The sequence below is a fragment of the Bradyrhizobium sp. Kon56 genome (genome assembly GCF_055807635.1).
Map to the genome: position 1 here is coordinate 29,472 of NZ_JBVVOU010000036.1, position 25,792 is coordinate 55,263.

General features: G+C 60.0%; 22 protein-coding genes and 1 pseudogene. 5 read left to right on the top strand and 18 right to left on the bottom strand.

Going from position 1 to position 25,792, the window contains the following annotated elements; genetic code table 11:
* The first annotated feature begins 137 nt into the window (after positions 1–137).
* Positions 138–1,820 carry an MFS transporter gene (locus AC0L3B_RS33755; RefSeq protein WP_473381795.1) on the top strand — a complete coding sequence of 561 codons (1,683 nt, stop codon included), beginning with the start codon at positions 138–140 and terminating at the stop codon, positions 1,818–1,820.
* 353 nt (positions 1,821–2,173) lie between these two features.
* On the opposite strand, the gene ald is transcribed toward AC0L3B_RS33755, so the two are convergent.
* Positions 2,174–3,286: an alanine dehydrogenase gene (gene ald, locus AC0L3B_RS33760; RefSeq protein ID WP_473381796.1), complete on the bottom strand. Its 1,113-nt coding sequence runs from the start codon at positions 3,284–3,286 to the stop codon at positions 2,174–2,176.
* Positions 3,287–3,602: 316 nt separating this feature from the next.
* Between ald and AC0L3B_RS33765 the strand changes: the two genes are divergently transcribed.
* From AC0L3B_RS33765 to AC0L3B_RS33775, 3 genes are all read left to right on the top strand, one after another.
* Entirely contained in the window at positions 3,603–4,325 is a 723-nt protein-coding gene (locus AC0L3B_RS33765) for a helix-turn-helix transcriptional regulator (RefSeq protein WP_473381815.1), read from the top strand.
* A gap of 93 nt (positions 4,326–4,418) precedes the next feature.
* Complete coding sequence (locus AC0L3B_RS33770; protein ID WP_473367891.1) at positions 4,419–5,051, top strand: acyl-homoserine-lactone synthase; 633 nt, start codon at positions 4,419–4,421, stop codon at positions 5,049–5,051.
* Between the two features lie 71 nt (positions 5,052–5,122).
* Complete coding sequence (locus AC0L3B_RS33775; protein ID WP_473381797.1) at positions 5,123–6,076, top strand: LysR family transcriptional regulator; 954 nt, start codon at positions 5,123–5,125, stop codon at positions 6,074–6,076.
* Here AC0L3B_RS33775 and AC0L3B_RS33780 read toward each other — a convergent pair.
* The 15 genes from AC0L3B_RS33780 to AC0L3B_RS33850 form a co-directional block, all read right to left on the bottom strand.
* Positions 6,049–6,291 carry a DUF2274 domain-containing protein gene (locus AC0L3B_RS33780; protein WP_085348649.1) on the bottom strand — a complete coding sequence of 81 codons (243 nt, stop codon included), beginning with the start codon at positions 6,289–6,291 and terminating at the stop codon, positions 6,049–6,051. The two genes, AC0L3B_RS33775 and AC0L3B_RS33780, sit on opposite strands and share 28 nt — an antisense overlap.
* Before the next feature lie 5 nt (positions 6,292–6,296).
* Complete coding sequence (locus AC0L3B_RS33785; RefSeq protein WP_473381798.1) at positions 6,297–7,502, bottom strand: TraB/TrbI/VirB10 family type IV secretion system protein; 1,206 nt, start codon at positions 7,500–7,502, stop codon at positions 6,297–6,299.
* Positions 7,499–8,473, bottom strand: coding sequence for a P-type conjugative transfer protein TrbG (gene trbG, locus AC0L3B_RS33790; RefSeq protein WP_473381799.1), 975 nt, complete (start codon positions 8,471–8,473; stop codon positions 7,499–7,501). Before trbG ends, AC0L3B_RS33785 begins: the two co-directional genes overlap by 4 nt.
* A gap of 2 nt (positions 8,474–8,475) precedes the next feature.
* Entirely contained in the window at positions 8,476–9,156 is a 681-nt protein-coding gene (trbF, locus tag AC0L3B_RS33795; protein WP_473381800.1) for a conjugal transfer protein TrbF, read from the bottom strand.
* A 51-nt stretch (positions 9,157–9,207) separates the two neighbouring features.
* Positions 9,208–10,443, bottom strand: a complete 1,236-nt coding sequence (gene trbL, locus AC0L3B_RS33800; protein WP_473381801.1) for a P-type conjugative transfer protein TrbL — start codon at positions 10,441–10,443, stop codon at positions 9,208–9,210.
* 3 nt (positions 10,444–10,446) lie between these two features.
* Positions 10,447–10,821 carry a putative entry exclusion protein TrbK-alt gene (trbK-alt, locus tag AC0L3B_RS33805; protein ID WP_473381802.1) on the bottom strand — a complete coding sequence of 125 codons (375 nt, stop codon included), beginning with the start codon at positions 10,819–10,821 and terminating at the stop codon, positions 10,447–10,449.
* Entirely contained in the window at positions 10,821–11,555 is a 735-nt protein-coding gene (trbJ, locus tag AC0L3B_RS33810) for a P-type conjugative transfer protein TrbJ (protein ID WP_473381803.1), read from the bottom strand. Before trbJ ends, trbK-alt begins: the two co-directional genes overlap by 1 nt.
* The gene (trbE, locus tag AC0L3B_RS33815) at positions 11,552–13,993 is read right to left on the bottom strand and encodes a conjugal transfer protein TrbE (protein ID WP_473381804.1); all 2,442 of its coding nucleotides are present in this window, start codon (positions 13,991–13,993) and stop codon (positions 11,552–11,554) included. Before trbE ends, trbJ begins: the two co-directional genes overlap by 4 nt.
* Before the next feature lie 10 nt (positions 13,994–14,003).
* On the bottom strand, positions 14,004–14,267 hold the full coding sequence (locus AC0L3B_RS33820; RefSeq protein WP_473381805.1) for a VirB3 family type IV secretion system protein: 264 nt from the start codon (positions 14,265–14,267) through the stop codon (positions 14,004–14,006).
* The gene (locus AC0L3B_RS33825) at positions 14,267–14,593 is read right to left on the bottom strand and encodes a TrbC/VirB2 family type IV secretion system protein (RefSeq protein WP_473381806.1); all 327 of its coding nucleotides are present in this window, start codon (positions 14,591–14,593) and stop codon (positions 14,267–14,269) included. The genes AC0L3B_RS33820 and AC0L3B_RS33825 overlap by 1 nt, the downstream gene beginning before the upstream one ends.
* Positions 14,590–15,555 carry a P-type conjugative transfer ATPase TrbB gene (gene trbB / locus AC0L3B_RS33830; RefSeq protein ID WP_473381807.1) on the bottom strand — a complete coding sequence of 322 codons (966 nt, stop codon included), beginning with the start codon at positions 15,553–15,555 and terminating at the stop codon, positions 14,590–14,592. The genes AC0L3B_RS33825 and trbB overlap by 4 nt, the downstream gene beginning before the upstream one ends.
* A gap of 198 nt (positions 15,556–15,753) precedes the next feature.
* A complete protein-coding gene (locus AC0L3B_RS33835; RefSeq protein WP_473381808.1) occupies positions 15,754–17,118 on the bottom strand; it encodes an MFS transporter in 1,365 nt (454 codons plus the stop codon).
* Between the two features lie 37 nt (positions 17,119–17,155).
* A complete protein-coding gene (locus tag AC0L3B_RS33840; RefSeq protein WP_473381809.1) occupies positions 17,156–17,818 on the bottom strand; it encodes a ribbon-helix-helix domain-containing protein in 663 nt (220 codons plus the stop codon).
* A gap of 395 nt (positions 17,819–18,213) precedes the next feature.
* Entirely contained in the window at positions 18,214–18,636 is a 423-nt protein-coding gene (locus tag AC0L3B_RS33845; protein WP_473381810.1) for a CopG family transcriptional regulator, read from the bottom strand.
* Positions 18,637–18,646: 10 nt separating this feature from the next.
* Positions 18,647–20,623 (bottom strand): conjugal transfer protein TraG, encoded by a 1,977-nt coding sequence (locus AC0L3B_RS33850; RefSeq protein WP_473381811.1) that lies wholly within the window; start codon positions 20,621–20,623, stop codon positions 18,647–18,649.
* 549 nt (positions 20,624–21,172) lie between these two features.
* On the opposite strand from AC0L3B_RS33850, the pseudogene AC0L3B_RS33855 reads away from it, so the two are divergent.
* A pseudogene (locus tag AC0L3B_RS33855) lies at positions 21,173–21,983 on the top strand (polysaccharide deacetylase family protein).
* A gap of 498 nt (positions 21,984–22,481) precedes the next feature.
* Here the strand turns inward: AC0L3B_RS33855 and AC0L3B_RS33860 are convergent.
* Both AC0L3B_RS33860 and AC0L3B_RS33865 read right to left on the bottom strand, forming a co-directional pair.
* Positions 22,482–23,666, bottom strand: a complete 1,185-nt coding sequence (locus tag AC0L3B_RS33860) for a KamA family radical SAM protein (protein ID WP_473381812.1) — start codon at positions 23,664–23,666, stop codon at positions 22,482–22,484.
* A gap of 141 nt (positions 23,667–23,807) precedes the next feature.
* Positions 23,808–24,836, bottom strand: a complete 1,029-nt coding sequence (locus tag AC0L3B_RS33865) for a D-alanine--D-alanine ligase family protein (protein WP_473381813.1) — start codon at positions 24,834–24,836, stop codon at positions 23,808–23,810.
* Positions 24,837–25,792 lie beyond the last annotated feature (956 nt).

Consider the following 25,792-nt stretch of genomic DNA (forward strand, 5'->3'; position numbering starts at 1 on the left):
AAATCTCGGAGCAAGGTTGGCTCTCTTAAGGCTTTTCGCACACAGATGCGGCACACATCAGACAGGGCCGCTCACCCGTTCAGCAGCCGATTCTCGGAGTCTCTCTTCAATTCATCGGAGGCAACGCAGCAAGCGAGATGACTTATTCTCCCAAGTCTCGGACGTTCAGCGCTGAAGGCATCACTGCGCCGTTCCGCCACATCACTTTCCGGCGTATCTGGCTCGCAAGTCTGCTTACGAATCTGGGCGCCCTGATTCGGAGCGTCGGCGCGGCGTGGGCGATGACTCAGATGACATCGTCCGCCGACAAAGTTGCGCTAGTCCAGACCGCGTTGTTGCTGCCCGTTATGCTGATCTCGATGCCAGCCGGCGCCATTGCTGACATGTATGACCGGCGCATCGTGATGCTCGTCTCTCTCGGCATCTTGCTCGCTGGTGCGACCGCGCTGACGACACTTGCCTGGCGCGGCCTGGTCACGCCGGACCTGTTACTGATACTGTGTTTCGTAATCGGCAGCGGCGTGGCCCTGATGGATCCTGCTTGGCAGTCCTCCGTTAGCGAGCAGGTGCCAGCGGAAGCACTTCCAGCGGCGGTCGCGCTGAACAGCATCAGCTACAATATCGCGCGCAGCCTGGGACCAGCGATCGGCGGCATTGTGGTTGCGACAGCGGGCGCAGTAGCTTCCTTCGCGTTGAACGCGTTGCTATATCTGCCGCTGCTTATTGCGCTATTCTTGTGGAAGCGAATTTCCGAGCCCTCGTATCTTCCCCCCGAAAAGCTAAATCGTGCCATCGTTTCGGGGGTCCGCTATATCGCTAATTCGCCCCCGATCAAAATTGTTCTGATCCGCTCCATGATCACGGGCGTGATCGGCGGCGCAATCATCGCGCTAATGCCGTTAGTCGCGCGCGATCTCCTCCGAGGCGATGCCCAGACGTATGGGATTACGCTCAGCGCGTTTGGCCTTGGCGCGGTGATCGGAGCACTAAACGTACCCGAAGTGCGGAAGCGCATGAGCGGTGAGGCAGCAATCCGCGCCTGCGCACTGTCGATGGGGGGCGCGCTTGCCGCGGTGGCGTTGAGCCGCGAGCTGGTTCTAACATCGGTCGCGCTTGTCCTTGCAGGGGCTGTGTGGATGATGGCGTGGGCCCTTTTCAACATTGGCGTGCAACTGTCGGCACCGCGCTGGGTCGCGGGACGCTCGCTCGCGGCCTACCAGGCAGCAAGCTCGGGCGGGATTGCCGTCGGTAGCTGGGGCTGGGGTCGCCTGACCGATGCCGCCGGCGTCGAAACGGCACTTTTGTTATCCGCCGTCCTGATGTTGATTTCTCCGCTATTGGGGTTCTGGCTTCGCATGCCTCGCATAAACCCACGAAGCGAGGACGCCGAGGCGCTCGCGCATCCTGAGGTTAGGCTTGCGCTAACCGATCGTAGTGGACCGCTTGTGATAGAAATCGAATATCGCGTGGCACAAGAGAATGCGCGGGCCTTTCACAATGTGATGCAAGACGTGCAGCTGTTCCGGAAACGGAATGGCGCGTATGGCTGGTCGATCGCACGTGATATTGCCGATCCCGAACTGTGGACCGAGCGCTACCATTGCCCGACGTGGCTTGATTATCTACGTCAACGCAACCGATCGACCCACTCCGAACGCGCGCTAGACCGTCAAGCGGCGGCCTTCCACACCGGTCCCGAGCCCGTGCGTATTCGTCGCATGCTAGAACGCCCGTTCGGATCCGTGCGGTGGAAGGACGATGTACCGGACCATTCCGCCAACGAAGCTTTGCTTGGCGACTACAGGCGGAGTCGTACGTAGGAATATCATTTCTAAGGCCGCGCAGCCGTGATGATCAGTATGCTCCTGGTGGCGAGCTCGCCTCAGGGGATCTGGGAGCAGTCTGCGGGCGCACCGGTTCGACGCCATGAGCGCTGCGTCAGGTCTGGAAATATGCAGATCGGACGGAGATACTGGAACAGTGCTCTTTTTTGCAGACTACCAGAGCCGCAAGGTCGTCCTTACTCAACTCGTATTGCAAGTTGGTTTCTTGCTTCCGCCGCAGCTCGAGTGTCTCTGAACGAATTCATAGACGGTCTAAAAAACGGGGCCACTCCCGAAGGAGTGGCCCGCCAAGTCAGGGAGGAAAACGCCTCCTAGGGAGGCCTCTGGGATCAGGCCGCGGCCTGATCGATCGGTGAAAACGGCAAGCCGAGACTTTCAGCCACAGCCTTATAAGTCAGCCGGCCTCGGTAGACATTGAGACCTGCGCGCAGATGCGGATCTTCGAGCACGGCTGCAAATCCCTTGTTGGCGAGAGCCAACCCAAATGGAAGAGTCGCGTTATTCAGTGCCTGGCTCGAGGTGAGCGGAACAGCTCCCGGCATATTGGCGACGCAATAATGGATGACGCCATCAACTTCGTAGGTTGGATCAGCGTGCGTAGTCGGACGCGATGTCTCGAAACATCCGCCCTGATCGATTGCGACATCCACGATCACCGAGCCTCTGCGCATCGAGCTCAACATGCCCCGGCTGACAAGTTTCGGCGCGCTCGCGCCGGGGACAAGCACGGCGCCAATGACAGCATCCGCCGCAAATACCTCCTGCTCGAGGGCTTCTATTGTCGAGAACGTGGTACGAACGCGGCCTTCGAACAGTTCATCCAGTTTACGGAATCGAGAAATTGAGCGGTCAAGAATCGTGACCTCCGCACCCAAACCCACCGCCATCCGTGCCGCATGCGTACCGACCACGCCACCGCCTATCACCACGATGCGGGCCGGGGGGACACCTGGTACGCCACCAATCAACAATCCCCGTCCGCCGGCGTGGCGCCTGAGGGCGCTACCTGCCGCTTCGATGGCAAGCCTACCTGCAACCTCGCTCATCGGTGCAAGCAGAGGAAGTCCGCCGCGCGCATCAGTCACGGTTTCGTAGGCGATTGCCGTGCACCCCGACTTGAGGAGACCCTTCGCCTGCTCGGGATCCGGTGCCAAATGCAGGTATGTGAATAGAATTTGGTTCTCTCGTAGCTGGGTCCATTCGGAAGGCTGAGGTTCCTTGACCTTCACGATCATCTCGCTAGATGAGAACACCTCCCGAGCGGAGCCCACGATCGTTGCGCCCGCCTTGCGATAGTTCTCATCCGTTGCGCCAATGCCAACGCCAGCATTCGTTTCGATGAGCACGCTGTGACCGGCGGCCACGTATTCGCGGACGGCTCCCGGCGTAAGGCCCACGCGGTATTCGTGGGTCTTGATTTCCTTGGGAACACCGATCTTCATTTGCGATCTCCTTGAGACTGCTTTTAATCGAAAGAGCAGGACAAGCTGCGACGTAAATGGCCAAACCTTGCGGAAATTCACCATCGTTTCCCGCAATCATGCAGGATTCCAAACGGATCAAAGTTTGAGATCTAGAAGAAGCCTCGAGCCCCACAAATTCGCAAAGACCGCAGAATGGAATCCGCCCAGCCCCGGCTTGTCGAGGTTGCAGCTGACCTGGGCCCAGCATACTTGGACGCAAGTTTCCCGAGCAGCCCGCTCAGAACACTTTCGATTCGCCTTATCAATCACCGAGGACACCGTGTGGTCACCCGCGCTGCATCGAGCCTTTCAAAAACTCGCCGACCGGCTCGCCGAAAGCACAGATCGTGACTCTGCCCGGCAGGGGATGGCAGATATCGCCGAGGCGCTGAATCTATCTTGCTTCGCCTATCTTGCGCTCTCCCATAAACCGGGTGGGCGCCCGAACCTAATCTCGACATACCCACAATCGTGGACAGCACACTACCTTCGACACAAGTACGAATCTGTTGATCCCGTGGTGCGTCGGGCGATTCGAGATAGTCAGCCTTTTCAATGGGGGCTGGAATTTGGCCCGCCCATCCGATCGGAACGGGAGCGCGACTTATTTGAAGAGGCTGCTAAATTCGGCATCCGTTATGGATTCACACTTCCAATCCACGATGACAACGGTCCGCTCGCCGCGCTGAGCTTTGCGACCGACGACCGTCGCACCAATTTTGAGCGCTCGGTACTCAAACATGCCCAGAACCTGCGACTAATCGCGACGTTCTTCCATGCACATGCAAGGCGTTTCTGGACCGCCGATCGCATGGTCGGCGGTGTGGTGCTGTCTCCCCGAGAGCTCGAATGCCTGGAATGGTCTTCGCGCGGCAAATCTGCTGGCGACATCGGGATTATTCTCGGCATGTCCGAGCGTACCGCGTGCTTTCACCTGGATAACGCCCGAGCGAAGCTCGGCGTTGGCTCGCTTCGTCAAGCCGTCGTCCTATTGACCGAGGCAAAGTTTCGAAGATAGAGCGCCGCCTCGCCATAGACACCTGTGTGACTGCACAGGTGCACCAGCCTCGACTTCTCTGCTTTGTTTGACGAGCAAAGCAGGGAGGCAAGAATGATGCAGCTCATCACCCCAGATTATTACGGCGAGTTCCTCGATGATCTCGCCGAGATGCATCGACTGAGGTATCGTGTTTTCAAACAGCGCCTGGATTGGGACGTCGGGGTCAGCGGCGACATGGAGGTCGACGAGTTTGATGTCCTTCGGCCGGTGCATCTACTGAACCGCTCAAGCAATGCATGTCTTCAGGGTTGCGTCCGGCTTCTGCCTTCAACCGGCCCAACCATGTTGAGAGACACCTTCCCAATCCTTCTGGACGGGCAGCCGGCGCCACGAGGCGATCGGATCTGGGAGAGCAGCCGATTTGCGCTCGATGTTCCGTCGGATGCACCGAAGGCTAAGGGCGGACTTGCTGCTGCCACTTACGAGCTGTTTGCGGGCATGATTGAGTTCAGCCTTTCCATCGAGTTGACCGAAATCGTCACTGTCACCGACGCCCGGATGGAGCGCATTCTTCGGCGCGCAGGCTGGCCCCTCCGCCCGATCGGAAAAGCTCGTCCTCTCGGAAACACCACGGCCATTGCTGGATACCTCGAGGTCTCGCCCGATGCGTTGCATCGCATCCGCAAAGCGGGACACATCTCAGGTCCGGTGCTCTGGGCGCCAGTCATCCGAGCGGCCGCCTAGGATCTGGAAGCAAGTACAATCGGGACATCGCTGCACATTGGAGCGGAAAACCCATCTGCTTAAGACTTACGATGCACAGACCACGTCGATCAAGACCCTCCCTTCAAGCCAGCAAGGCAATCGAGCTGAAACACCTGAGATCGGCTGTTGCTGCGGCCGATTGCGGCAGCTTCCGCGGAGCCGCGGAGTTGTTGAAGTCGCAACAATCGAGTCTCAGCCGAAGAATCGATGAAATCGAGCACCACTTGGGCATCGTAATCTTCGAGCGCTATAGCGGAGGCGTGCGACCGACGCAGGCCGGCCGCGACGTGCTTCGCCTGGCAAGGAGCATTCTGGAAGAATTCGACGCGCTCCTCGCCACCGCGATATCTGTCCATAACAGCGAAACCGGCCGTCTGACAGTCGGCTTCTGCACCTCACTTTCGGCAGGCAATCTGCAAACGTCGCTACTCGCGTTCAAAGAGCGATTCCCGCAGATCGAACTTGTGACGGTCGAACGATCACGGACGCGTTTGGCCGCGGCTCTTCGAAACGGCGCGCTGGATGTGCTGATCGTGACAGGGAGGCTCCCATTGTTAAACACCGAAGAAATGCCGCTTTGGAGCGAGCGTGTTCTGGTGGCCTTGCCCCATGATCATCCGCTCGCCATGCGAGAGACTGTGTGCTGGGCTGACCTGCGGGACGAGACAGTGCTACTCAGCCATTATGACCCGGGAAAGGAGCTCGAAGATCTTCTGATTTCCAAGCTCCTCTCGCCCGAGGAGCGCCCTAAGATCAAGCGCCACGACGTCAGTCCTGGCATCATCAAGAGCCTAATCAGCATGAACACGGGAATAAGCCTGGTGCTCGAGTCGGATATGGGGGCAAATATTGCGGGCCTTGTGTACCGAGAGCTACGCGATGGCACGGCGCCCAGCCGCTTCGACTTTTCGGCCTCTTGGCGCCCCGACAATGAAAACCCGGCCCTGCGGGAATTCCTGAAGCTGCTCACAGCGCGCTACCGTTCGCCTCCGATTGGAGGCTGACGAGCTCGGCGAGCTTTCCGAAAGCTCCTGTCGGCAGCCATGAACCGCGCCAGCATCGGTGCAATGAGTTTCGATGGATCCTGGATTGGCTGGCCAGTCTCTTGGGCGAGGATTTCAGCGTATGACACGAGATCGCGGTGCACGCTCGCAGGTAGTTCGTGTGTCACCTTGATGGGCTTATCGTCTTCTAAGGCTCCGAGTTTGAGTTTTGACATCGTCCTCATCCTCTGTACGGTTCGAGCACCAGGTCACGGTTGACGATCACCCGCAGGGGAAATCCCGGACGAATCGTCAAGGTCGGCTGGATGTTGAGATTGCGGCGGACCACCTGCTGGCCCGTCTGGTTCATCGAGTCCCCCGCCCCGCGGCGGAGCGCAGCGATGAGGTCGCTGTTGGTACTACCCGTATCCGATCCGGAATTCACCTCGGTGCCGACGGCGAGCAGCGTCGACAGCGCAGCTGCCCCCAACAGCTCTTTCCAATGGTTGTCGACCTCATCCTCAAGCCCAGAGTAGCCCGCGACGTCTGCGCCCGGCTGCCGCTCCAGGACGATCGACCGTCCATTTGGCATGATGAGGCGCGTCCACACCAGGAGCACGCGCGATTGGCCAAATGCGACTTGGCTATCATACGTCCCGATCAGCCGGGCTCCTTGAGGAATAAGGCGAGCTCGCCCGGTAGGGGAATCGTATACCGCTTCTGTGACTTGGGCCGTGATCTGCCCAGGCAGGTCGGACCGAATCCCCGTGATAAGAGCGGCCGGAATGAGCGATCCGGCCTGGACCACAAAGGGAGAGACCGGTCTTGCCAGGCGATCGGGGCTGGTAGTTCGACGGTCAACGGAAGCACCGACGAACGCAAGTTTTCGATCCTGACCATTCTGGGAAAATGCTTCGTCAGATGATGGCGCTGCATTTGCTGGGGCTTCACTTGGCGATGCGACAGGGGCCTGTGCGCGGATGTTCGTGCTGGCAAACACCTTGCTGGTGCGTGCCGCCTCGCTCTCTTGATTGACTCGCTGCTGTTCAGCGTCAACACCGAGCGGGCTGGGCGTCGAAGGGCCCTGTGCTGCAACGATCGGCCGACCAAGATCGCCGGGTAAAGGTGGTCCAAGACGCGGCACCTCCTTCGGGATCTCAGTGTAATCCTTCGGCAAGGTTGCAAGCTGATCGGCGACATTGTGGTGGTCGGTCGCGTAAAGCTCGTCGGCGGCCGGCGCACGTGATCGCTTCTCCTGCAGAGCCCAGAACACCGCACCAGAGATGAGCACCAGAAAAAGGGCGCTGCCACCCGCAAGCACCTTGCGCGATAGGCGGGTCACTTGCGGCCGATCTGGCCGGAGCCGAAGAGCTTCGGCGATATCTTCCTGCGGCTTAACCCGAGGAGCGTCGTTGGGTATGTCATTCGGCTGGCCAGTCTCTGTCACAGCGACCTCCCGTCGGTTCGGACGATCCTGACCTTCTGCTGGTGCTCCTCGCCCAGCCTCAGTTCCGCGGCCGCGAACAGCCGGTCGACGATCAGCACATTGCCGTAAGCGCGATAGTTGACGAGCTCGGTCTTGCCATCAGGCCCGATCACGAAGAGCGGCGGCATCTCGCCCTGGCCGATGCCGGGCGAAAACTCGATGTAGACCTTGCGCCCATCGTCATAGGCATTGACAGGACGCCAAGGCGGGCTGTCTCCCTCGATGGCGTAGCGGTAGCGGCGCTGCGCCTTGTCCGGGATGACGGGTGTGGGCGGCAGAGCTCGACCACGCGCGGTCCGATCCTCCGGATAGAACCACTCGACCTGTGGCATGTAGGGCTTTTCGCGGGAGCGCAGTTCCATCAGGTAAGTGCGGCGATCGGTGTTGATGACGAGATTGGTGTCAATCGAGGAGCGCGTCGGCTTCACCATGATGTGCACACGTCGCGTGTCGCCGCTGCCGCTTTCGGTGTCGCCGACCACCCAACGCACGGTATCACCCGCGGCAACTGGTCCCGAGCCGATCAGCTGCTCGCCGGGCTCCAGCGAAATGTCCGTGATCTGCCCCGGCGCGGCATAGATTTGATAAAGAGCGCCCGGACTATACGAAAACACCTGCACCGCATTGAAGTAGCCAGCTTTCCGCGGCTGCACGCGTGCCGCGTCATTCGCGGTCTCAATCCGCTCGACTGGCTCTTTGGCTTCCGCGTTCTTGCCGCCGCGGGCCGCCTTCCAGGCCGGTGGGACATGCAGCGGGCGCGGCCGATCGTCGGCAAGCGCCGGCAGATCTGGGGACGGCGGGACATCGCTATCATAGCTAATTTGCGGCGGCTTGAACGTGGTGCAACCGCCAAGGGTGGACACACCAATAACAAGAGCCAGAGCCAGGCTCGGGCGGCCCCTCTGTGACGCAATAACGAGACCTGACGGCATGACTAGCCCAGCTCCTTCGACCAGTTGATGGCGTTGACGTAGATGCCAAGGGGATTTTTGCGTAGGCGATCGAGATCGCGAGGCATCTCCAAGATGACGCTGACAATCGCGCTCCACCGCTCGGTTGCGGCAAGCTGACCGTTGTCGTAGCGGCGTTCGACCCAGGCAAGGCGAAAGCTCTCAGGGGATGCCCGAATGACGCTCGAGACCTCGATCGCCACTTGCGTCTTGCCGAGTTTGGCGAATGGATCGTTGTTGTGGGCGTAGTCATTCAGTGTGGCCGCACCGCGATCGGTTGTAAAGTCGTAGGCACGGAGCCAGTTTTCGCGCAGGACAATGGCGTCCATCGGCAGGCCACGCACATGCTCGATGAAGCGCGCCAGGTGAAAGGCTACTTGCGGATCGGTCGGTTGATAGCTGGCATTTGCCGGAGCAACGGCTTTGGCTTCGCCCAATTGATCGACCTCGACCACCCAGGGCGTGATCGTCCCGTGAGCGGATTGCCAGACCAGGGCGCCGGCAAAGCCGGCTGATAAGAAGAGGCAGCCAAAGGCCATCAGGCGCCAGTTCTTGGCCTGCACGCGCGCAGACCCAATGCGGTCATCCCAGACCTGGGCTGCGCGTTGATAGGGAGTGACGGCTTCTGGCGTGCGGCCATAGTGAACGGCCGATCGTTTGAACATTGCTTGAACCTCGAGAGATGACAGGGAACCGAATTCGAAAGAAAGGAGGCGTCAGTGATCCTCTTGCGAGAGGTCGACAGATCCGCCGCCCCCGCCGTGATCACCCGAACGGATCGCGTGGGTTGCCGCTGATGCGCCATGACTGATCGTCTGTGCTCTCTTCATGCGCCGAACCCAGGCGGGCGCACTGTCGGAAGCTCTCGAGGAAACCCCTTCCCCCTTACCGGCATCGCTCGCCGATCCACCAAGACCAGCTGCGACCGAACGCAAGGGACTTGCAGCACCGGACGCGCTCGCCTCGGAGCCGGACTGACTCCCCGCCCGAAACACGCTCATGGTGCCGCTTGCAATCGCGCTTCCACCGCGTGCGGCACCTGCAATCGCTCCGCCGGCAAGGCCGGCAGCGCCGGCCGCAAGGCCAGCGCCAGCCGCAACGACTCCACCGGCGGCAAGTCCCGTCCCGACGGCGCTACCTGCGCCGAGCTGCGGACCTCCGGAGACGATGCCATTGGCAATCCCAGGTCCGAAAATGCCGAGGCCCAACAAGGCGAGAGCGCCGAGCACCAACGCCATCGCGTTCTCGATGGTCGGCTGATTGCCGCCGAAACCTGCCGTGAACTGCGAGAATAAGGTCGATCCGATGCCGACGATGACGGCGAGGACCAAAACCTTGATGCCGGAGGACATGACGTTGCCCAGCACCCGTTCGGCCGCAAAGGCGGTCTTGCCGAACAGACCGAAGGGGATTAGGACGAAACCTGCAAGCGTCGTCAGCTTGAACTCGATCAGGGTGACGAAGAGCTGGATCGCGAGAATAAAGAAGGCGAGCAACACCACGATCCAGGCGAACAGCAGGACCGCGATCTGGACGAAATTTTCGAAAAAGCTGACATACCCCATCAGCCCCGAGATGGAGTCAAGGATCGGACGGCCGGCATCGAGCCCCACTTGCGCGATTCGACCTGGCCGCAAGAAATCTGCCGATGACAGGCTCGTGCCCGAGGCCTTGAGGCCAAGACCAGAAAAGCTCTCGAAAACGATGCGGGCAAGGCTATTCCAGTTGCCAATCAGGTAGGCAAAGACACCGACAAACAAGATTTTTTTGACGAACCGGGCAAGAAGCTCCTCATCAGTTCCGAGGGACCAGAACAGGCCCGCAAGCGTGAGGTCGATTGCAGCTAACGTCGTCGCGAGATAGCCGACTTCGCCCCCGACCAGGCCGAATCCGGAATCGATATAACGGGTGAAGGTTTCCAGGAACTGGTCGATGACGGAGGTGCCGCCCATTGCTCACTCGCTTTGGCTTGGAATGGAAGGTGAGAGGGACGGGAGGCGGCTTTCGTCCTTACGCGGCCGCGGAGAGGAAAATGGCGCCGTACCCGCATTGCTATCCGAACCGTTTACCGATCCGGTTTTCCCCAAGAACTGCCTGCGCCGTTCCGCCCAGATCCTCTCGCATTCAAGCAGAGCCTCTCTCTGCTCGGAGGTGACGGTGCGGCATTGCTCGAGCTTTGCCGCCGCCGGATCGGGCTTTGCCGCGAGCGAGGCGGAAGGTTGAGTCGCGCCGTCGTCGCCGCGCAGGCGAATGGCGCAGGCGGCGACGACCAGGACTGTGAGGCTAACAGCCACCGCCATCGGCAGCCGTTCAAATCTGTTCTTCATCATCAGTGGAACATCTGCACTGTTGTGGGTTGATAGCCCTGACCTTGGGTCAGAAAGCGACGCAGCTGCTCCGTGCCCTGATCCTGAGCGACGGCCCGCTGCGCGGATTCGAGCGATTGCGCACGCCCTTGCGCGGCAACGGTGGCCGTGAGGTCCGCAAGCTGCTGAGCTTGTAGTGCAAGGAGCTGGTTGCCAGCCTGACTTGCCTGCAGAGCACCTGACGCGCCCTGGCTCGCCGAGACCAGGGCCGACGTCTGGGTGCGGTTGGTATCGAGATTGCCGACGACGGTTGCCTGCACCCGCATGGCGTCCTGCAGGCTGGCAACCGCATTCTGCCAGCGTGTCTGGGCGTTAGCGACGAGCAGCCCATTGGACATGCTCGGCGATGCCGGCGCATAAGTTGTCGAGAACGCGTGATCGATCTGCTGGACATCGTAGGCAATGCGCTGCGCTTGGCTGAGCAGCTGCTGGGTGCGCTGAATCGATTGCTCGAGCTGCTGCAAGGACGAGTACGGCAGGCTCGCCAGGTTCTTCGCCTGATTGATCAACATCTGCGCTTCGTTTTGCAGCGAGGTGATCTGGTTGTTGATCTGCTGCAGCTCGCGCGCGGCCGTTAGCACATTCTGCACATAGTTGTTGGGATCGAACACGATCCACTGTGCCTTCCCTTCCCGGGCCATTTGCGCCACGGCAATGGCGATGACACTCGCTACGAGCAGCGGACGGAGACGTTTCATGACAAGCCTCCTTCCCTCGCAAGCTGCGGAATGAGATTGCAGGCCCAGCCGAGGTCGCGCGCCTTGAGCCAGCCGGCGACGAAATCGTCTCGTCCGTGCTCCTCAAGAACCCGCTCGATGAGAGCCTGGTCGCTCTTGGAAGACGCGGCCGCAAAAGCCAGCGCGATCTCACCAAGGCCGAGCTCGAACAGCCGGTTGCCCCGGCGCGACTGGCAGTAGTAGTCGCGCTTTGGTGTCGCGCGGGCGAGGATCTCGATCTGCCGATCATTCAGTCCAAAGCGCCGGTAGATGCCTAAGATCTGCGGCTCGATGGCGCGGTCATTGGGAAGAAGGATCCGGGTCGGACAGCTCTCGATGATGGCGGACGCAATTGCGGAACCGTCGATATCGGCCAGCGACTGGGTCGCAAACACGACGGAGGCGTTCTTCTTGCGCAGCGTCTTCAGCCATTCGCGGAGCTTGCCGGCAAAATCGGGATCGTCCAGCGCAAGCCAGCCCTCATCGATGATGAGCAGGGTCGGACGGCCGTCAAACCGATCCTCAATCCGGTGGAACAAATAGGAAAGAACCGCCGGCGCGACACCGGTCCCGATCAACCCGTCGGTCTCAAACACCTGGACGGAGCCTTCTCCCAGCCGCTCACCTTCCGCATCCAGCAGCCGCTCAAACGGACCGCCGAGGCAATAGGGTTGCAGCGCCCGCTTCAAGGCATTGGATTGCAGAAGAACGGACAAGCCCGTCAGCGTCCGCTCCCCATCTGGCGCCGAGGCGAGCGAGGTCAAGGCCGACCAGACATGATCCTTGGTCTCGGGCGTGACCTCGATGCGCTCGCGCGCAAGAATCGAAGCAATCCAATCGGCTGCCCAACCGCGCTCCACGACATCATCGATGCGCGCAAGCGGCTGGAGCGCCACGAATTCTGCCGAGTCTCCACCAACGGCGCCGCCGAGATCATGCCAGTCGCCACCCATGGCGATCGCCGCCGCACGGATCGACCCACCGAAATCGAAGGCAAAGATCTGAGCGATCGGATATCGCCGGAACTGCAGCGCCATCAGCGCGAGCAGCACCGATTTCCCGGCGCCGGTCGGCCCAACGATCAGAGTGTGTCCGACATCGCCGACATGCAGCGAGAACCGGAAAGGGGTCGATCCTTCCGTCTTGCCGAAGAACAGCGGAGGCGCCTTGAAATGGTGATCCCTCGCCTCTCCCGCCCAGACCGCGGAGAGCGGGATCATGTGGGCGAGGTTCAACGTCGAGACCGGAGGCTGGCGAACATTAGCGTAGGTTTGTCCCGGCAGGCTGCCGAGCCAGGCTTCGACGGCATTCACCGTCTCGGCCATGCAGGTGAAGTCCCGGCCCTGGATTACCTTTTCGACGAGGCGGAGCTTTTCGTCGGCCGCGTGCGGATCCCTGTCCCAGACCGTGACGGTTGCCGTCACAAAGGCTTCACCGACCTGATCCGAGCCGAGCTCCTGGAGCGCGTGATCTGCATCCATCGCCTTGTTGTGGGCGTCGGTATCCAGAAGCGTGGACGCCTCGCTGGTCATCACCTCCTTCAGGATCGCGGCAATCGACTTGCGCTTGGCAAACCATTGCCGCCTGATCCTGGTCAGGAGCTTTAGAGCATCCGTCTTGTCGAGCATGATCGCGCGGGTCGACCAGCGGTACGGGAATGCGAGGCGGTTGAGATCATCGAGGATCCCGGGCGTCGTCGCCGTGGGAAACCCCACAACCGTCAGGACACGCACATGCGCGTCACCCAGCATCGGCTCAAGCCCGCCTGTCAGCGGCTGATCGGCAAGCAGCGCATCGAGATACATCGGGATTTCCGGCACCCGAACACGATGCCGCTTGGTCGACACCGTCGAGTGCAGGTAGGTGAGCGTTGCCTCGTCATTGAGCCAGCCGCATTCCGGCATAAAGCCCTCAACGAGCTGGAGCACGCGGTTGCTCCGGTCGACGAAGCCACTCAGCACCTCGCGCGCATCCGCTCCCGCGCGGCGATGGCTGCCCTCGTACAGGAGACGCTCGGCCACAGCTGCACTTTCTACCGGCGGCAGGTAGAGGAAGGTCAGGTAGTAGCTCGATTCATAATGGCTGCCAGCCTCCTCAAATTGCGCTTTTCGCTCGGCATCCACCAGGGCGGATGCGACATCCGGGAATGAGTCGGGCGGATAGCGCCCTACCGAATGCCGTTGCGCCTCCACGAAAACCGCCCAGCCCGATCCGAGACGCCGGAGCGCATTGTTCAGGCGGCTTGCGACCGCAACAAGCTCAGCCGGCACGGAACTGTCGAGATCCGGCCCCCTGAACCGCGCCGTCCGCTGAAGCGAGCCGTCCTTGTTCAATACAATTCCCTCGTCGACCAGAGCAGCCCAGGGCAGGAAATCAGCAAGGCGCGTGTTTGAATCGCGGTATTCGGCAAGATTCATCATGGGACTATTCTCAAGCGCTGAGGTGACCGGGAACACGAACGTGCCGGCGCACGACTTCTACGAATTCCGGATCGCGTTTTGCGGCCCAGACCGCGGCCATGTGGCCGATGAACGCCAGCAGAAGGCCGGCCAGCCACAGGCGCAGACCGAGGCCGAGTGCTGCAGCCAATGTGCCGTTGAGAATGGCAACCGATCGCGGTGCCCCGCCTACAAGGATCGGCTCGGTCAGCGCACGGTGGACAGGGGCGACAAAGCCCGGAACTGGCTCATCCATCAGATCACCACCCCGCCGCCGAACGAGAAGAACGACAGGAAGAAGCTCGAGGCGGCAAATGCGATCGACAGACCAAACACGATCTGGATCAGCCGCCGGAAGCCCCCCGACGTGTCGCCGAATGCGAGCGAAAGACCGGTCACGATGATGATGATGACCGCGATGATCTTGGCGACGGGTCCTTCGACCGATTGCAAGATCTGGTTGAGGGGCTGCTCCCAGGGCATGTTCGAGCCGGCGGCCCAGGCCGACACGCTGGCCAGGTACAGACAAGCGAATGCCGCAACTGATGTGAAACCTCGCCCGAGAGAGGATGGTGCGTTCATGATTGATCTCCGATTTTCGAAAGGCTGTAGTCGCCTGATGGTCCAAGCTCGACAGAAGCGAGTTCGCTCAAACGCCGTTCGGCACCACGGCCAGAGAGCACGGCGATGACGTTGATGGTCTCGGCGATCAGCGCGCGCGGGACCGTGACGACGGCCTCCTGGATGAGCTGCTCGAGCCGGCGGAGCGCGCCTAGCGCGGTGCCGGCGTGGATCGTGCCGATTCCGCCCGGATGTCCGGTCCCCCAGGCCTTGAGTAGGTCGAGCGCCTCGGCCCCGCGCACCTCGCCAATCGGGATACGATCAGGGCGCAGACGAAGCGATGAGCGCACCAGATCGGATAGCGAGACCACGCCATCCTTTGTGCGCAGCGCCACAAGGTTCGGCGCCGTGCACTGAAGCTCTCGCGTATCTTCAATGAGGACGACCCGATCCGAACCCTTGGCCACTTCCGCCAGAAGCGCATTCGTCAGCGTCGTCTTGCCGGTTGAGGTGCCGCCCGCGATCACGATGTTCTTGCGTGTGGCGACCGCATCACGAAGCGCGTTCGCCTGCTCCAAATTCAGGATGCCCGCGGCGACATAGTCATCCAGGCCGAACACGGCGACCGCGGGTTTACGGATTGCGAAGGCCGGCGCGGCGACGACGGGCGGCAGCAAACCTTCGAATCGTTCTCCCGTTTCCGGCAGCTCAGCCGAGATTCGGGGCGAGCCGGCGTGAACCTCAGCGCCCACATAGTGCGCGACCAGCCGGACAATTCGCTCGCCGTCGGCAGCGGACAGACTCTCGCCGGTATCGGTAAGGCCGCTCGACAGCCGATCGATCCAGAGCCGGCCATCAGGGTTCAGCATCACCTCAACGACGGACGGATCTTCCAGAAAGCCTGCGATTGCCGAGCCCAGCGCCGTGCGGAGCATGCGCGCTCCGCGCAGCTCGGCTTCCGAATGAAAAGAATGGATCGCCACGACCGCCCCCCAGTTGAGTGAGGCAGCTAGCGTCTAGCCACCTTACATGAGGACAACTAGAAAAAGCAGAACCTGCGCGACAGCAAGAATGGGACCATGTCAATCGTAGTCTGGCGTAGAAGAAGAAAGATTCGGGACGATCGCTTTTGACACGCCGAAAATCATGAGCCGCGACATCAGCCCGGCCACATGCTGGCTTCACCAATCCGCATGATCGTCCGCCTCCAGGATGGCGAGCTCGGCTGGTGCAATAACGACCTCAACCGAGTTCCAGCCTCCCGCCGGTTGACGAGTGACCGAAGCGCCAGCCTTCCGTTTCCGGCGCTCGAACCACGGGATGGCGAACCAGACGAGCGCTGCCATCTGCAGCAAAACGTTCACACCGAAGGCGGTCTGATAGGCCGTTAAAGGATAATGCCCCGCCTCTAGAGGCCATTGCTCCAGAATCAGTCCCGTCCCGTACTGCACGACGAAAGCCCAGCCAAACTGCAGGACATTCAGACCACCATTGGCGCGCGCAACCAGCTCGGCCGGGAAATAATCCGCTATGATGGCGTAGGTCAGCGCAGTGGCTGATCCGGCCACCGACACAACGCACCACGGCAGGAGTGATGGCCAGGGCGGATGCAGGATCAGCACAAGCTCCGCCACAATCAACATCGCCGCGACCAAACCAAACAGAGCCTCGGTCTTCTTAGCCCGGCGGCGCACCGAGTTGGCAAGGACGCCCACGACCAGAGCGCCGAGACTCAGAGCGACCGCCATCACGAACAGTTCGTTGATGAGTCTCGTTCGATCCAGCCGCTCCACATCGGAAAGCCAGGGCGCCGCCCATAAGGATTGCAGTGCCCAAGCGGACCCCACGCAGGTCGCCGATAAGGGCGCCATTCTCCAGAACCGAACATCGGAATAGACTGTTTTCAGAGTGGCGGGCGTCCTTTTGCTATCCTGTGGCCCAGTGGTTCGTTCGGGAACCACGAGATAGATCAAAATGGCAGCAAGCGCGCTTGCGGCGCCCAGCACGCCGAATAGGCCCCGCCATCCGATCCAGTCCAGCAGCACCTCGGCAGGAGCCGTTGCGGTAACGGCCCCCAATGAGCCCAGCATGATCATATAGCCATTGATGAGCGCCATTCGTTCTCTTGGAAACCAGAGGACGATGATTTTCAGCCCGGACATCAGGGCTGCTGCGCTCCCAAGTCCGACCATCGCGCGAGCAAAAAGAAGGGAAAGGAATCCCGTTGATAGTCCAAAGAGCGCGGCACCCCCTGCAGCAACAGCCAAGAGCACGCTCTGGACCCGGCGCGGCCCGAAGCGATCAAGTAACATGCCGATCGGAATCTGGGCCGCCATAACGACCAGAAAATAGATTGACGTGAGCAGCCCGACATCGGCAGCGCCAAGCCCGAGATCAGAGGCGAGGCGCCCAGCAATGAGCGTATTGATGGTCCGGAACAGGTACGAAAGGTAGTACCCGGCCGCGAAGGGAAGAAACACGCACGCGATGAGCCGCCAAAAGGGACAAGGCTCAACGCGTTTTGCGGGCGATGTTTGCGCCCTCATTTGCTTCGGCGCGCTTCTGTCCGTCCGCTCGGTCCCCTCAACGAAAGGAGTTCGGCAGGTTTCGAAAGTTCGGATTGCTGCCGCCCTCCTCGGCGGCAGCGCTCGGCTCGGAGTTTCCGTCCACCGCAGCTGCGGACAAACCTTCCTGACTTGGCTGTTCTTCTGCCGCGCGTTGTGGCGCGCCAGCATGAGCTTCACTGGCAGGTCGCCTGCGCCTGCCCAGCCAATCGATCGTCTCCTGGATTAATGGCTGACCGAGCCGTACCCGCCGTTCGACCTGCTCCGCCAACACCTTGAAACGCTGCTGCCCGAGCATGCACGCCTCTCGCTGGCCGGATGGCAGCATGGGCGGCGTCACGGTGAGGTGATAGCGCGCATGCAGGGCTACGGTCTCGGCGATGATCGCGATCTCGCGCTCGAGCCTGGCCATCTGGCCACTGATCCGGTCCAGAGCCTCATGAACGAGCCCCTCGGTGGGCGGCGCAGGACTCAAGAATTGTTCAAGCGCCGTCTCGACGACCATGCTCTTGCCGAGTCCTGGGCGTTCGGTCGCAACTTCAAGCCGCTGAAATATGCTCTCGGAGAGCTGAACGGTGACCTTCTTGGTTCGCGCTCCTTCGTTCGAGCTCGGCTGCGCATCGCTGTCGGCTTGATTCACAATCGAGCTGGGCTGACCTCCAAGCTCTTCATCGACTTGCACTGCTCGTTCACTCCCAATTTGCGGCCGCGACCTGCCCGCGCACCGCGGCACGCGCGGCGTCGATTTCGGAATCGAAACGGCTGTATCGCCCCCAGCGATGATGGACTTGACACAAGGGCCAATCCGAACGTCACTTCAACCGGATCGACATCTGCGTCGTAGTCTGGCGTAGCCAAAGAAAGACAAGGCGGTCTCAAGAAGAGCTGGATTTGGAAGCCTGTGTCATTTCGCGGGCAGCCAATGGCCTGTTGCAGCGGGCCCGGGCGCCTTGAGTGACGCGCCGGTCCCTTGCGCGTGATTCGTGGCGTGTTGCCGACCTGCTGGTCGGCCTATCTGACCCAGCGCCGTATCTATTGCCAAAAGCTACCAGCGCGCATTTGGAGCGCGCGTACTGATTACTCGGGCTTCTCAGAGGCGTGCATGTCGATGCTCACCTCTTTCAGGACGGTGGATCCGCTTGCAAGCCGCCGTCCGAGCGCCTCAACAAACCGATCGTAACGTTCCGCGCCCTTGGCGCGTGCGGCGGGAGTCGAATGTTCGGGGAGCGCCGGCGTTGAGGTCAGCCAGAAACGGATGAAGAGCGCGATGGTCTCAAGCGTGATGCTATCATTGCGCTCCAGACGTTCGAGCACGCGCGCGATCCGGTCCAGACGCTTGGCGATCGCCGCCTCGCGCCGATCGGAATCATCAGGGGAAAGGAAGGAGCCGATCGCGGCCTCGGCGACCAGGGACTTGGGCTGACCCCGGCGTTGTGCGAAGGCCTCGAGCGTTTTGAAGGTTTCCGGATCGAGATAGATGCTGAGCTGGATCTTTTTCACGCTGCCCCGCTCACAGATCCATCCCATCGTCCTGGTCGAGGCTGACGGTCCGCGCAACGCCCTGCATCGAGCGGCTCAGAGCTTGTGCCTGGACGGCATCGGCATCACCCTCATCGAGGTCGGTGTCGAACTCGTGTTCGCCGAGCGGCACCTTGACCTCGATCTCCTCATGTTCCGGCAATTCCGGCTCGCGACGCAAACCACCGTTCACCTCATCACTCCTGCACTTGCGTCCGGTCAGTAGCTCGACTGATGGCGGAATTGGGGCGCCGGCCGACCAGTCATCCGGTCCTGCGGACAAGGTACGCGGATCGAAGCGGGCTGGCTTCAGCACACGTCGCTGGAACTGCGGATCCTCATAGTAGCGGGCTTTGGTGGCGCGGACCGGGTGCACCCCGGAAATCATCACGATTGCCTCTTTAGGCGAGAGTTGCATGACCTCGCCTGGCGTCAGCAGCGGCCGCGAGGTCTCCTGACGGCTCACCATGAGGTGTCCAAGCCAGGGGCTCAATCGGTGTCCGGCATAGTTCTTCATGGCGCGCAACTCGGTCGCAGTTCCGAGTGCGTCGGATACGCGCTTGGCGGTACGCTCATCATTGGTCGAGAAGGCGATCCGGACGTGGCAATTGTCGAGGATGGCATGGTTCGGCCCATAGGCGCGTTCGAGCTGATTGAGGCTCTGAGTGATCAGAAAGCTGCGGATGCCGTAGCCTGCCATGAAGGCGAGCTGACTCTCGAAAAAGTCGAGCCGGCCGAGCGCTGCAAACTCATCCAGCATCAGAAGGAGTTTTTGCCGGCGCCGGTCTGGATCCAGGCTTTCGGTCAACCGCCGCCCGATCTGGTTGAGGATGAGTCGCATCAAGGGTTTGGTGCGGACGATGTCGGATGGAGGCACCACGAGATAGAGTGAGACGGGCTCCGCGCCGTCCACGAGATCGCGGATGCGCCAATCGCTTCGTGCGGTGATCTTGGCAACCACCGGATCGCGATAGAGCCCCAGGAAGCTCATCGCGGTTGAGAGCACGCCGGAGCGCTCGTTCTCGCTCTTGTTGAGAAGCTCGCGCGCGGCCGAAGCGACAACGGGGTGAACGCTACCTCCAAGATGCGGGGTTGCGAGCATTGCGGTGAGCGTAGCGTCGATGGGGCGGGAGGGATCGGACAGGAAATTGGCGACGCCTGCGAGCGTCTTGTCGGCTTCGGCATAGAGGACATGCAGGATTGCACCGACAAGGAGAGAGTGGCTGGTCTTTTCCCAGTGGTTGCGGCGTTCGAGTGCCCCTTCCGGGTCGACAAGGATATCGGCAATGTTTTGGGCATCTCGCACCTCGCAATCACCACGCCGGATCTCGAGAAGCGGGTTGTAGGCGGCGCTGGTTGGATTGGTCGGGTCGAACAAGAGCACTGGCCCAAATCGCGCGCGCCAGCCGGAAGTCAACTGGAAGTTCTCGCCCTTGATGTCATGAACAATCGTGGAAGCCGGCCAGGTCAAAAGAGTCGGTATGACGAGGCCAACACCCTTGCCAGAGCGCGTGGGAGCAAAGCAGAGCACGTGCTCAGGCCCGTCATGCCGCAGATAATGGCCCTCAAGCCGGCCGAGCACGACGCCGTCAGATCCCAAGAGACCCGCCCGCCTGACCTCGCGCGCATCCGCCCAGCGTGCCGAGCCATAGGTGGTGACGTCCCTCGCCTCTTGCGCCCGCAAGACGGAGAGCATCACCGCTAGCGCAATCGCTGCGATGCCACCGCCCGCGGCAATGGCGCCGCCCTCCAGAAAGATCAACGGTGCGTAAGCGTCGAATTTGAACCACCAAGCGAAGAAGGCTGCCGGCTGGTAAATCGGCCAATGCCCAATCCTGAACCAGGCCGGTCCAAGCTGCGGTTGGAAGGCAAGCCGCCATGCCGTCCATTCGGTAGCCGCCCAAAGGAAGGCGAGTACGACGAGACAAACCAGGATGACCTGATGCCATATGATCTTTGTTGCGGACATGGATTGGAGATGTGGAGGCATTCATGAGGTGCGCACAAGCGGTGCCGCCCGTGCATCGTACTCGCGCGCGTCAAGGCGCAGCAATCGGCGGGTCAGGCGAACGGTCGCATTCGTGAATGAAGATCCCTAACGGCCCTGTACGTACCGGTGATGCTAGCCACAACGACTGGGAAGATCCGGCGATTATCCTATCGTTGCGTGACCGTCGCGGCTACGGCGGCAGACGTTACCCAATTTGCTCGATATGGCGGATTCGCCCTTGATCTGATCAAGCGGCGTTGGTGGCGTTCTCATTCGCAAGTTGTTGTGCTTGACACGAGCGACTTGGCGACTTGTCGACTATGCTCAAGGTCGGGCCAGGATGCTTCCCAGGAGAGAGGGCACAGAAATAAGTTCAATCATTAAGAACGCCGCGTTCATCGCATCAGCCCGGGCCTAACGACGCTTTTTGGCCCGATATGCCATTGATGCGCAGAAATCCTGCTAGTGACATCGAATATCGTATGGCGCGCACGGGTTTGCGCAGCAAGCAAGGTCGCGCCGGGGGCGATGGCAAACAGGCGTTTGAACAGATTGGCATCGTGGCTTGCCGGCGCTGCGGCCTTGGTGTTTGCCTGCAATGGCATCGCTAGCGCGACCGACTGCCCGCGGCAGGACGCATTGGGAACGTCGCGCGTACTCGCTGTCGATCCGAAGGGCTATCCGCGCGTCGGATCGAATGAGTTTCCGAAGACCCTTCCTCTGGCAGATCACGAGGTCGTCCTCACCTTCGATGACGGTCCGAGGCCGCCGAACACACAAAAGGTGCTGGAAGCGCTCGCGCAGGAATGCGTGCGGGCCACCTTCTTCCTTGTCGGCAGATCCTCGGCAGAATTTCCCGAGCTCGTCCGCCGCATCGCGTCACAGGGCCACAGCATTGCGCACCATAGCTGGTCGCACCAGATGATGTCCAATATGCCATTCGAGCAGGCAATGGACGATATCGATCGCGGCATTGCGGCTGATGAGCTCGCACTCGAGGGCGTGTCAACCAATGTCCCTTCGACGCCATTCTTCCGCTTTCCCCATTTCGACTCGTCGCCTGCAATGCTGGACGCGTTGCAGTCGCGCGGGATCGTCGTGTTCGGAACCGAACCTTTGGGCGAGCGATTGGGAAGACATAAGCTCAGACCAAGAGCTTATGAACCTGATCGTGCAGCTAGAGAGCGCGAGAAAGGGCATCATCCTCCTGCACGATGCCCAAGCCCGCACTGCCGCGATGATACCGGCGTTGCTGCGGTATCTGCACAAGAACGGTTATCGAGTCGTGCATTTGGTATCGGCTGCCCAGGCCGAGAAGAAGGCTGAGACGCGCCATTAGCATGCGCCTTTTTGACATCCCGGTGGCAGCTTCCCGATGATGTCCCTTTTGAGTTTGCTGCAGGCTGGTGATGGCCGAGAGTAGCAGCTGTTCGATTTCCTATCCTGAAAGGAGGATTCAACTCAATTGGTGCGATTAACGGTGAGTTGACGGCTAAATCCTGCGCCATGCAATTATGTCTGGGTCCGCCAGGGGCCGGGCGCTACCAATGCCGTACTCCATCGGCTAACACTTCCGACGCCTCATCCGCTTGCTCAGGGTTTTGCGTGGCAAATCCTCAGCGCCCCCCTCGCGGAGTCGGCGATCAATCCAGCCCGAAATTAGGCTTCGTCACGGACGACTATTTAGGTACAGACCCTAGCGCGAAATTTCGCGTCTGAAGTCCGAACTCACAGCAATGCAATTTAATCCGGCGATTGCACTTACATAATAGGAAGCGCTGCATCTCAAGGACTTGCGCTGACTCGCCTTTCCATTTGCGCCAAGACCGGAACCACTTCACCAATCAACTGTCCTTGCTTCCAGATTAATGATGCGGTGAACCTTACCTTCGAAATTGGTCGCCCAGATCTCGCCGTTGTCAACCTCACGCACGTACTCGGGGATTATCGGCATCTTACCCAGGCCACCCGTACCATCGACCACGAAAGTAGGCACAGCAGGACCACTAATGAAGCCTCGCAAGCCATGATACAGCTCTAAGATGCCGTCAAGCGTAAGTTGATATGCATGGTTTCCCTCTGCAATATCACATGAATAGCAATAGTATGGACGAATGCCGCAAGAGACAAGGCCCATACACAGAGCACGCAAAGTAGCAACGTCATCGTTTACTCCCTTCAAGAGTACCGATTGATTGCCGATCATCGTGCCAGTCTTGCGGAGCATCTTAATGCGTTCGGCAAAGAGCGGGGTTATTTCTCTTGGATGATTGACCTGAACGTTGACCATTTGCACGTCATATCGCTCGATAATACCACAGAGTTCGGGAGTAATTCGGGTTGGTAGCTGCACAGGCAGGCGACTTCCGATGCGCAGAAGTTTAACGTGCGGTGCTCTGGCCCTAATCTGGCTAAGAACATGTTCCAGTTGTCGGTCGTTGAGGAACAGTGGGTCTCCGCCCGATACGAGACAATCGTCGATCTCTGGATGAGATTCTAAGTACCGAAATCCGCGCTCAAGCTGTTGCTTGTTGACAGCTCTTTCACTGCGGGAAACAAACCTTTTACGAGTGCAGTACCGACAATAGCTCCCACAGTTCGTTGTAACCAGAAAGAGTACGCGGTTAGGATACCGATGCACAACAGTGCTACTGTCCTGCATATCATGGTCCTCCGCCAGACTGTCGGCGACTTCGTACGGCCGAACATTTAGTTCTCCTTGGAACGGCATATACTGCTTGCGAATCGGACAGTTCGGATCGTCGCGATCCATTAACTGTGCCAGATATGGTGTCACGCGCATCTGGAAATGGTCATAGATCGACATATCGACTTCCTCAACGTGATTGAGAATGCCTTTCATGTCTTGGTGGGTCCTGTAGCGACGCTGCAAGGCCTGTTGCCAGCTTTCGGAAGTCACGTCATAGGCGTCGACTTCTTCCCGCGTGCGGAGAATCTTGCTCAGCCGATTGAGGTCGGCTACCCTTGTACGGGGATTGGTAGCTTCGATTGCAAACACCATATTGTTCTCTCAAGGTGTGACAGCTTTGCCCTCTCACTCTTTACATTCGTAGGCGATAGTATCGCCTGCGCTTTCCACCGCGCCATAGCGAAACGGTGGGTCGTATGATGTTAGGTTTACAGAATGCGAGGGCTTAACGGTTCACGGTTGCGGCCCCCCTCGATTAGACGCCTGTTCGGCCCTGGGGATACCAATTCCGAAATGCCGCGCGTGGGCGAGATCGAGGATTCGGTTGACCAATTTCGAGAACGTGTATCCACCGGCCGTCGCAGCCCGGGCGTAGGAGTGAGTATCGTTGAGTGACGGGCAGAAGTTGATCTCGAGGACAAAGGGCTGGCCGGAGCGGTCGATCCGGAAGTCGACGCGCGCGTAGTCCCTGCCGCGGCAGGCACGGAAGGTCGCAATCGAAAGATCCCGCAACATCCCCGCTAGCTCACTCCCGATTTGCGCCGGACAAATCTTCTGCGGCTCCGCCACCCCTATATGGAACTTATCTTCCCAGGTCATAAGACGTGTTTCGCGATCGCCGAAGTCGTGCTCCACCGGAGGCAACACCTCGAGCTCTTCGTTTCCCAGCAGTGCCACGCAGATCTCTCGTCCTTCGATGTATTCTTCCACGAGTGCATCCTCCGCATACTGCGTGACGATCATTTCTACGGCTTGCCTTAGCCGGGAAGGCTCTTGCACGAATTGCAATCCTAGGCTGCTGGACTCGTAACGCGGCTTCACTACCAATGGAAATCGCAGGTCGCCGGTGCTCTCCGTGCCGTGACGCATCACTCGAAAGTTCGGCGTCGGCACGCCGTCATCGCGGATGAGCTTCTTTGTGATGACCTTGTCGAGCTCTAGCGCAGCCCCAAGCGGACCGGGTCCGGTGTATGGAATGCCGGCCATCTCAAGCATAGTCGGAACCTCGCTGACACGCCACTCGCCCTTGCTCCCGTACGCCCTGTTGAAGACGATTCCGGAGGGACGGGCTTGCGCGTCGGATGGCATGAACCGCTCGAGTGTAGCAAGCAATCCTTTGTCGCCCTCACAAAGTATCGTCTCGTGGCCGCTCTCTTGCAGAGCCGTCTCCACCCTTTTGATTGCTGTGCGATAATACCCCGGATCATGCTGTCCGGATGCGTTGATCTCGATCGGCTCGTTCCACACGACTGCTACCCGCATGAGTTACTCCCTGGATGTTGGCCCACTGCTAGCTTGGCTCGGATCTGGTTGACTGAGGCCTCCACCGGAGACTGCGACCACTATGGTCGTAAGATCATTTACCAGGTCTCCTGCAATCGGCGTACCAACAGAGGAGGCGCGAGCAACACGCGAAAGCCATGTGTTTCGCGCCGCGCCGGCGAAATACCTGCACCTCGATAGTCGCGTTGCGAACGTAGATGTCTTCGACCGGAGATAGCTGGACAGAGAACGTCCGTTGACGGCAAGTAGACGAACTCGCATCTCCGTAGCGACACGAGGCCTCTCGATGAACTTCGTGACCATGGTGTGAGAGCGCGAGACGGTGCCTGCAGCGACTATTACATTAATCTGGAACGTTCGAGCATGCGTCATGTGAACACCTCGTCCGCGGGGGACCACTATGGCCAATAGGTATGCTTCGCCATCTCCAAGCAATCGCCGTGCCACCAAAGACGCGATCGAGCGCCGCTTGAAGCGGTGCAAAAGAGATTTGCGCGCAGCGTGGCGAAATAGCTGCGTTTCAGTGTGTCGCGTTCACGACATAGTAGTGGGGTAAACCGAACACGAGCGGCGAGAACCGGAAAGGTCGAACAATGGCAACGCCTCACGTGCCAAATACGAAGATCCGATATCGCGGATACCATACCGAACTCATTATCGACGCGCCCGGCCACCGAGCATCATCTACTAGCTCTGCACAGTGATTTCGAACGGTGCCTCTGGCGGTCATTGGGCTGGGTCAGGTGTTTCCGATAAACTAGGACTTCGATTCTATACGGAATCCTTTGGCTGCCTTTGATGTGGCCGGCTCGTTCCAGTGTCAGCACCAGCGGGTGAACCGAACGCGGGCTGAAGTGGAAATAGTCGTCCGTGAACAAGGCTCTAAGCGATTGAGCAGGAGTCAGTTTTCCGGTTGCGGCGGCATTTGAGATTGC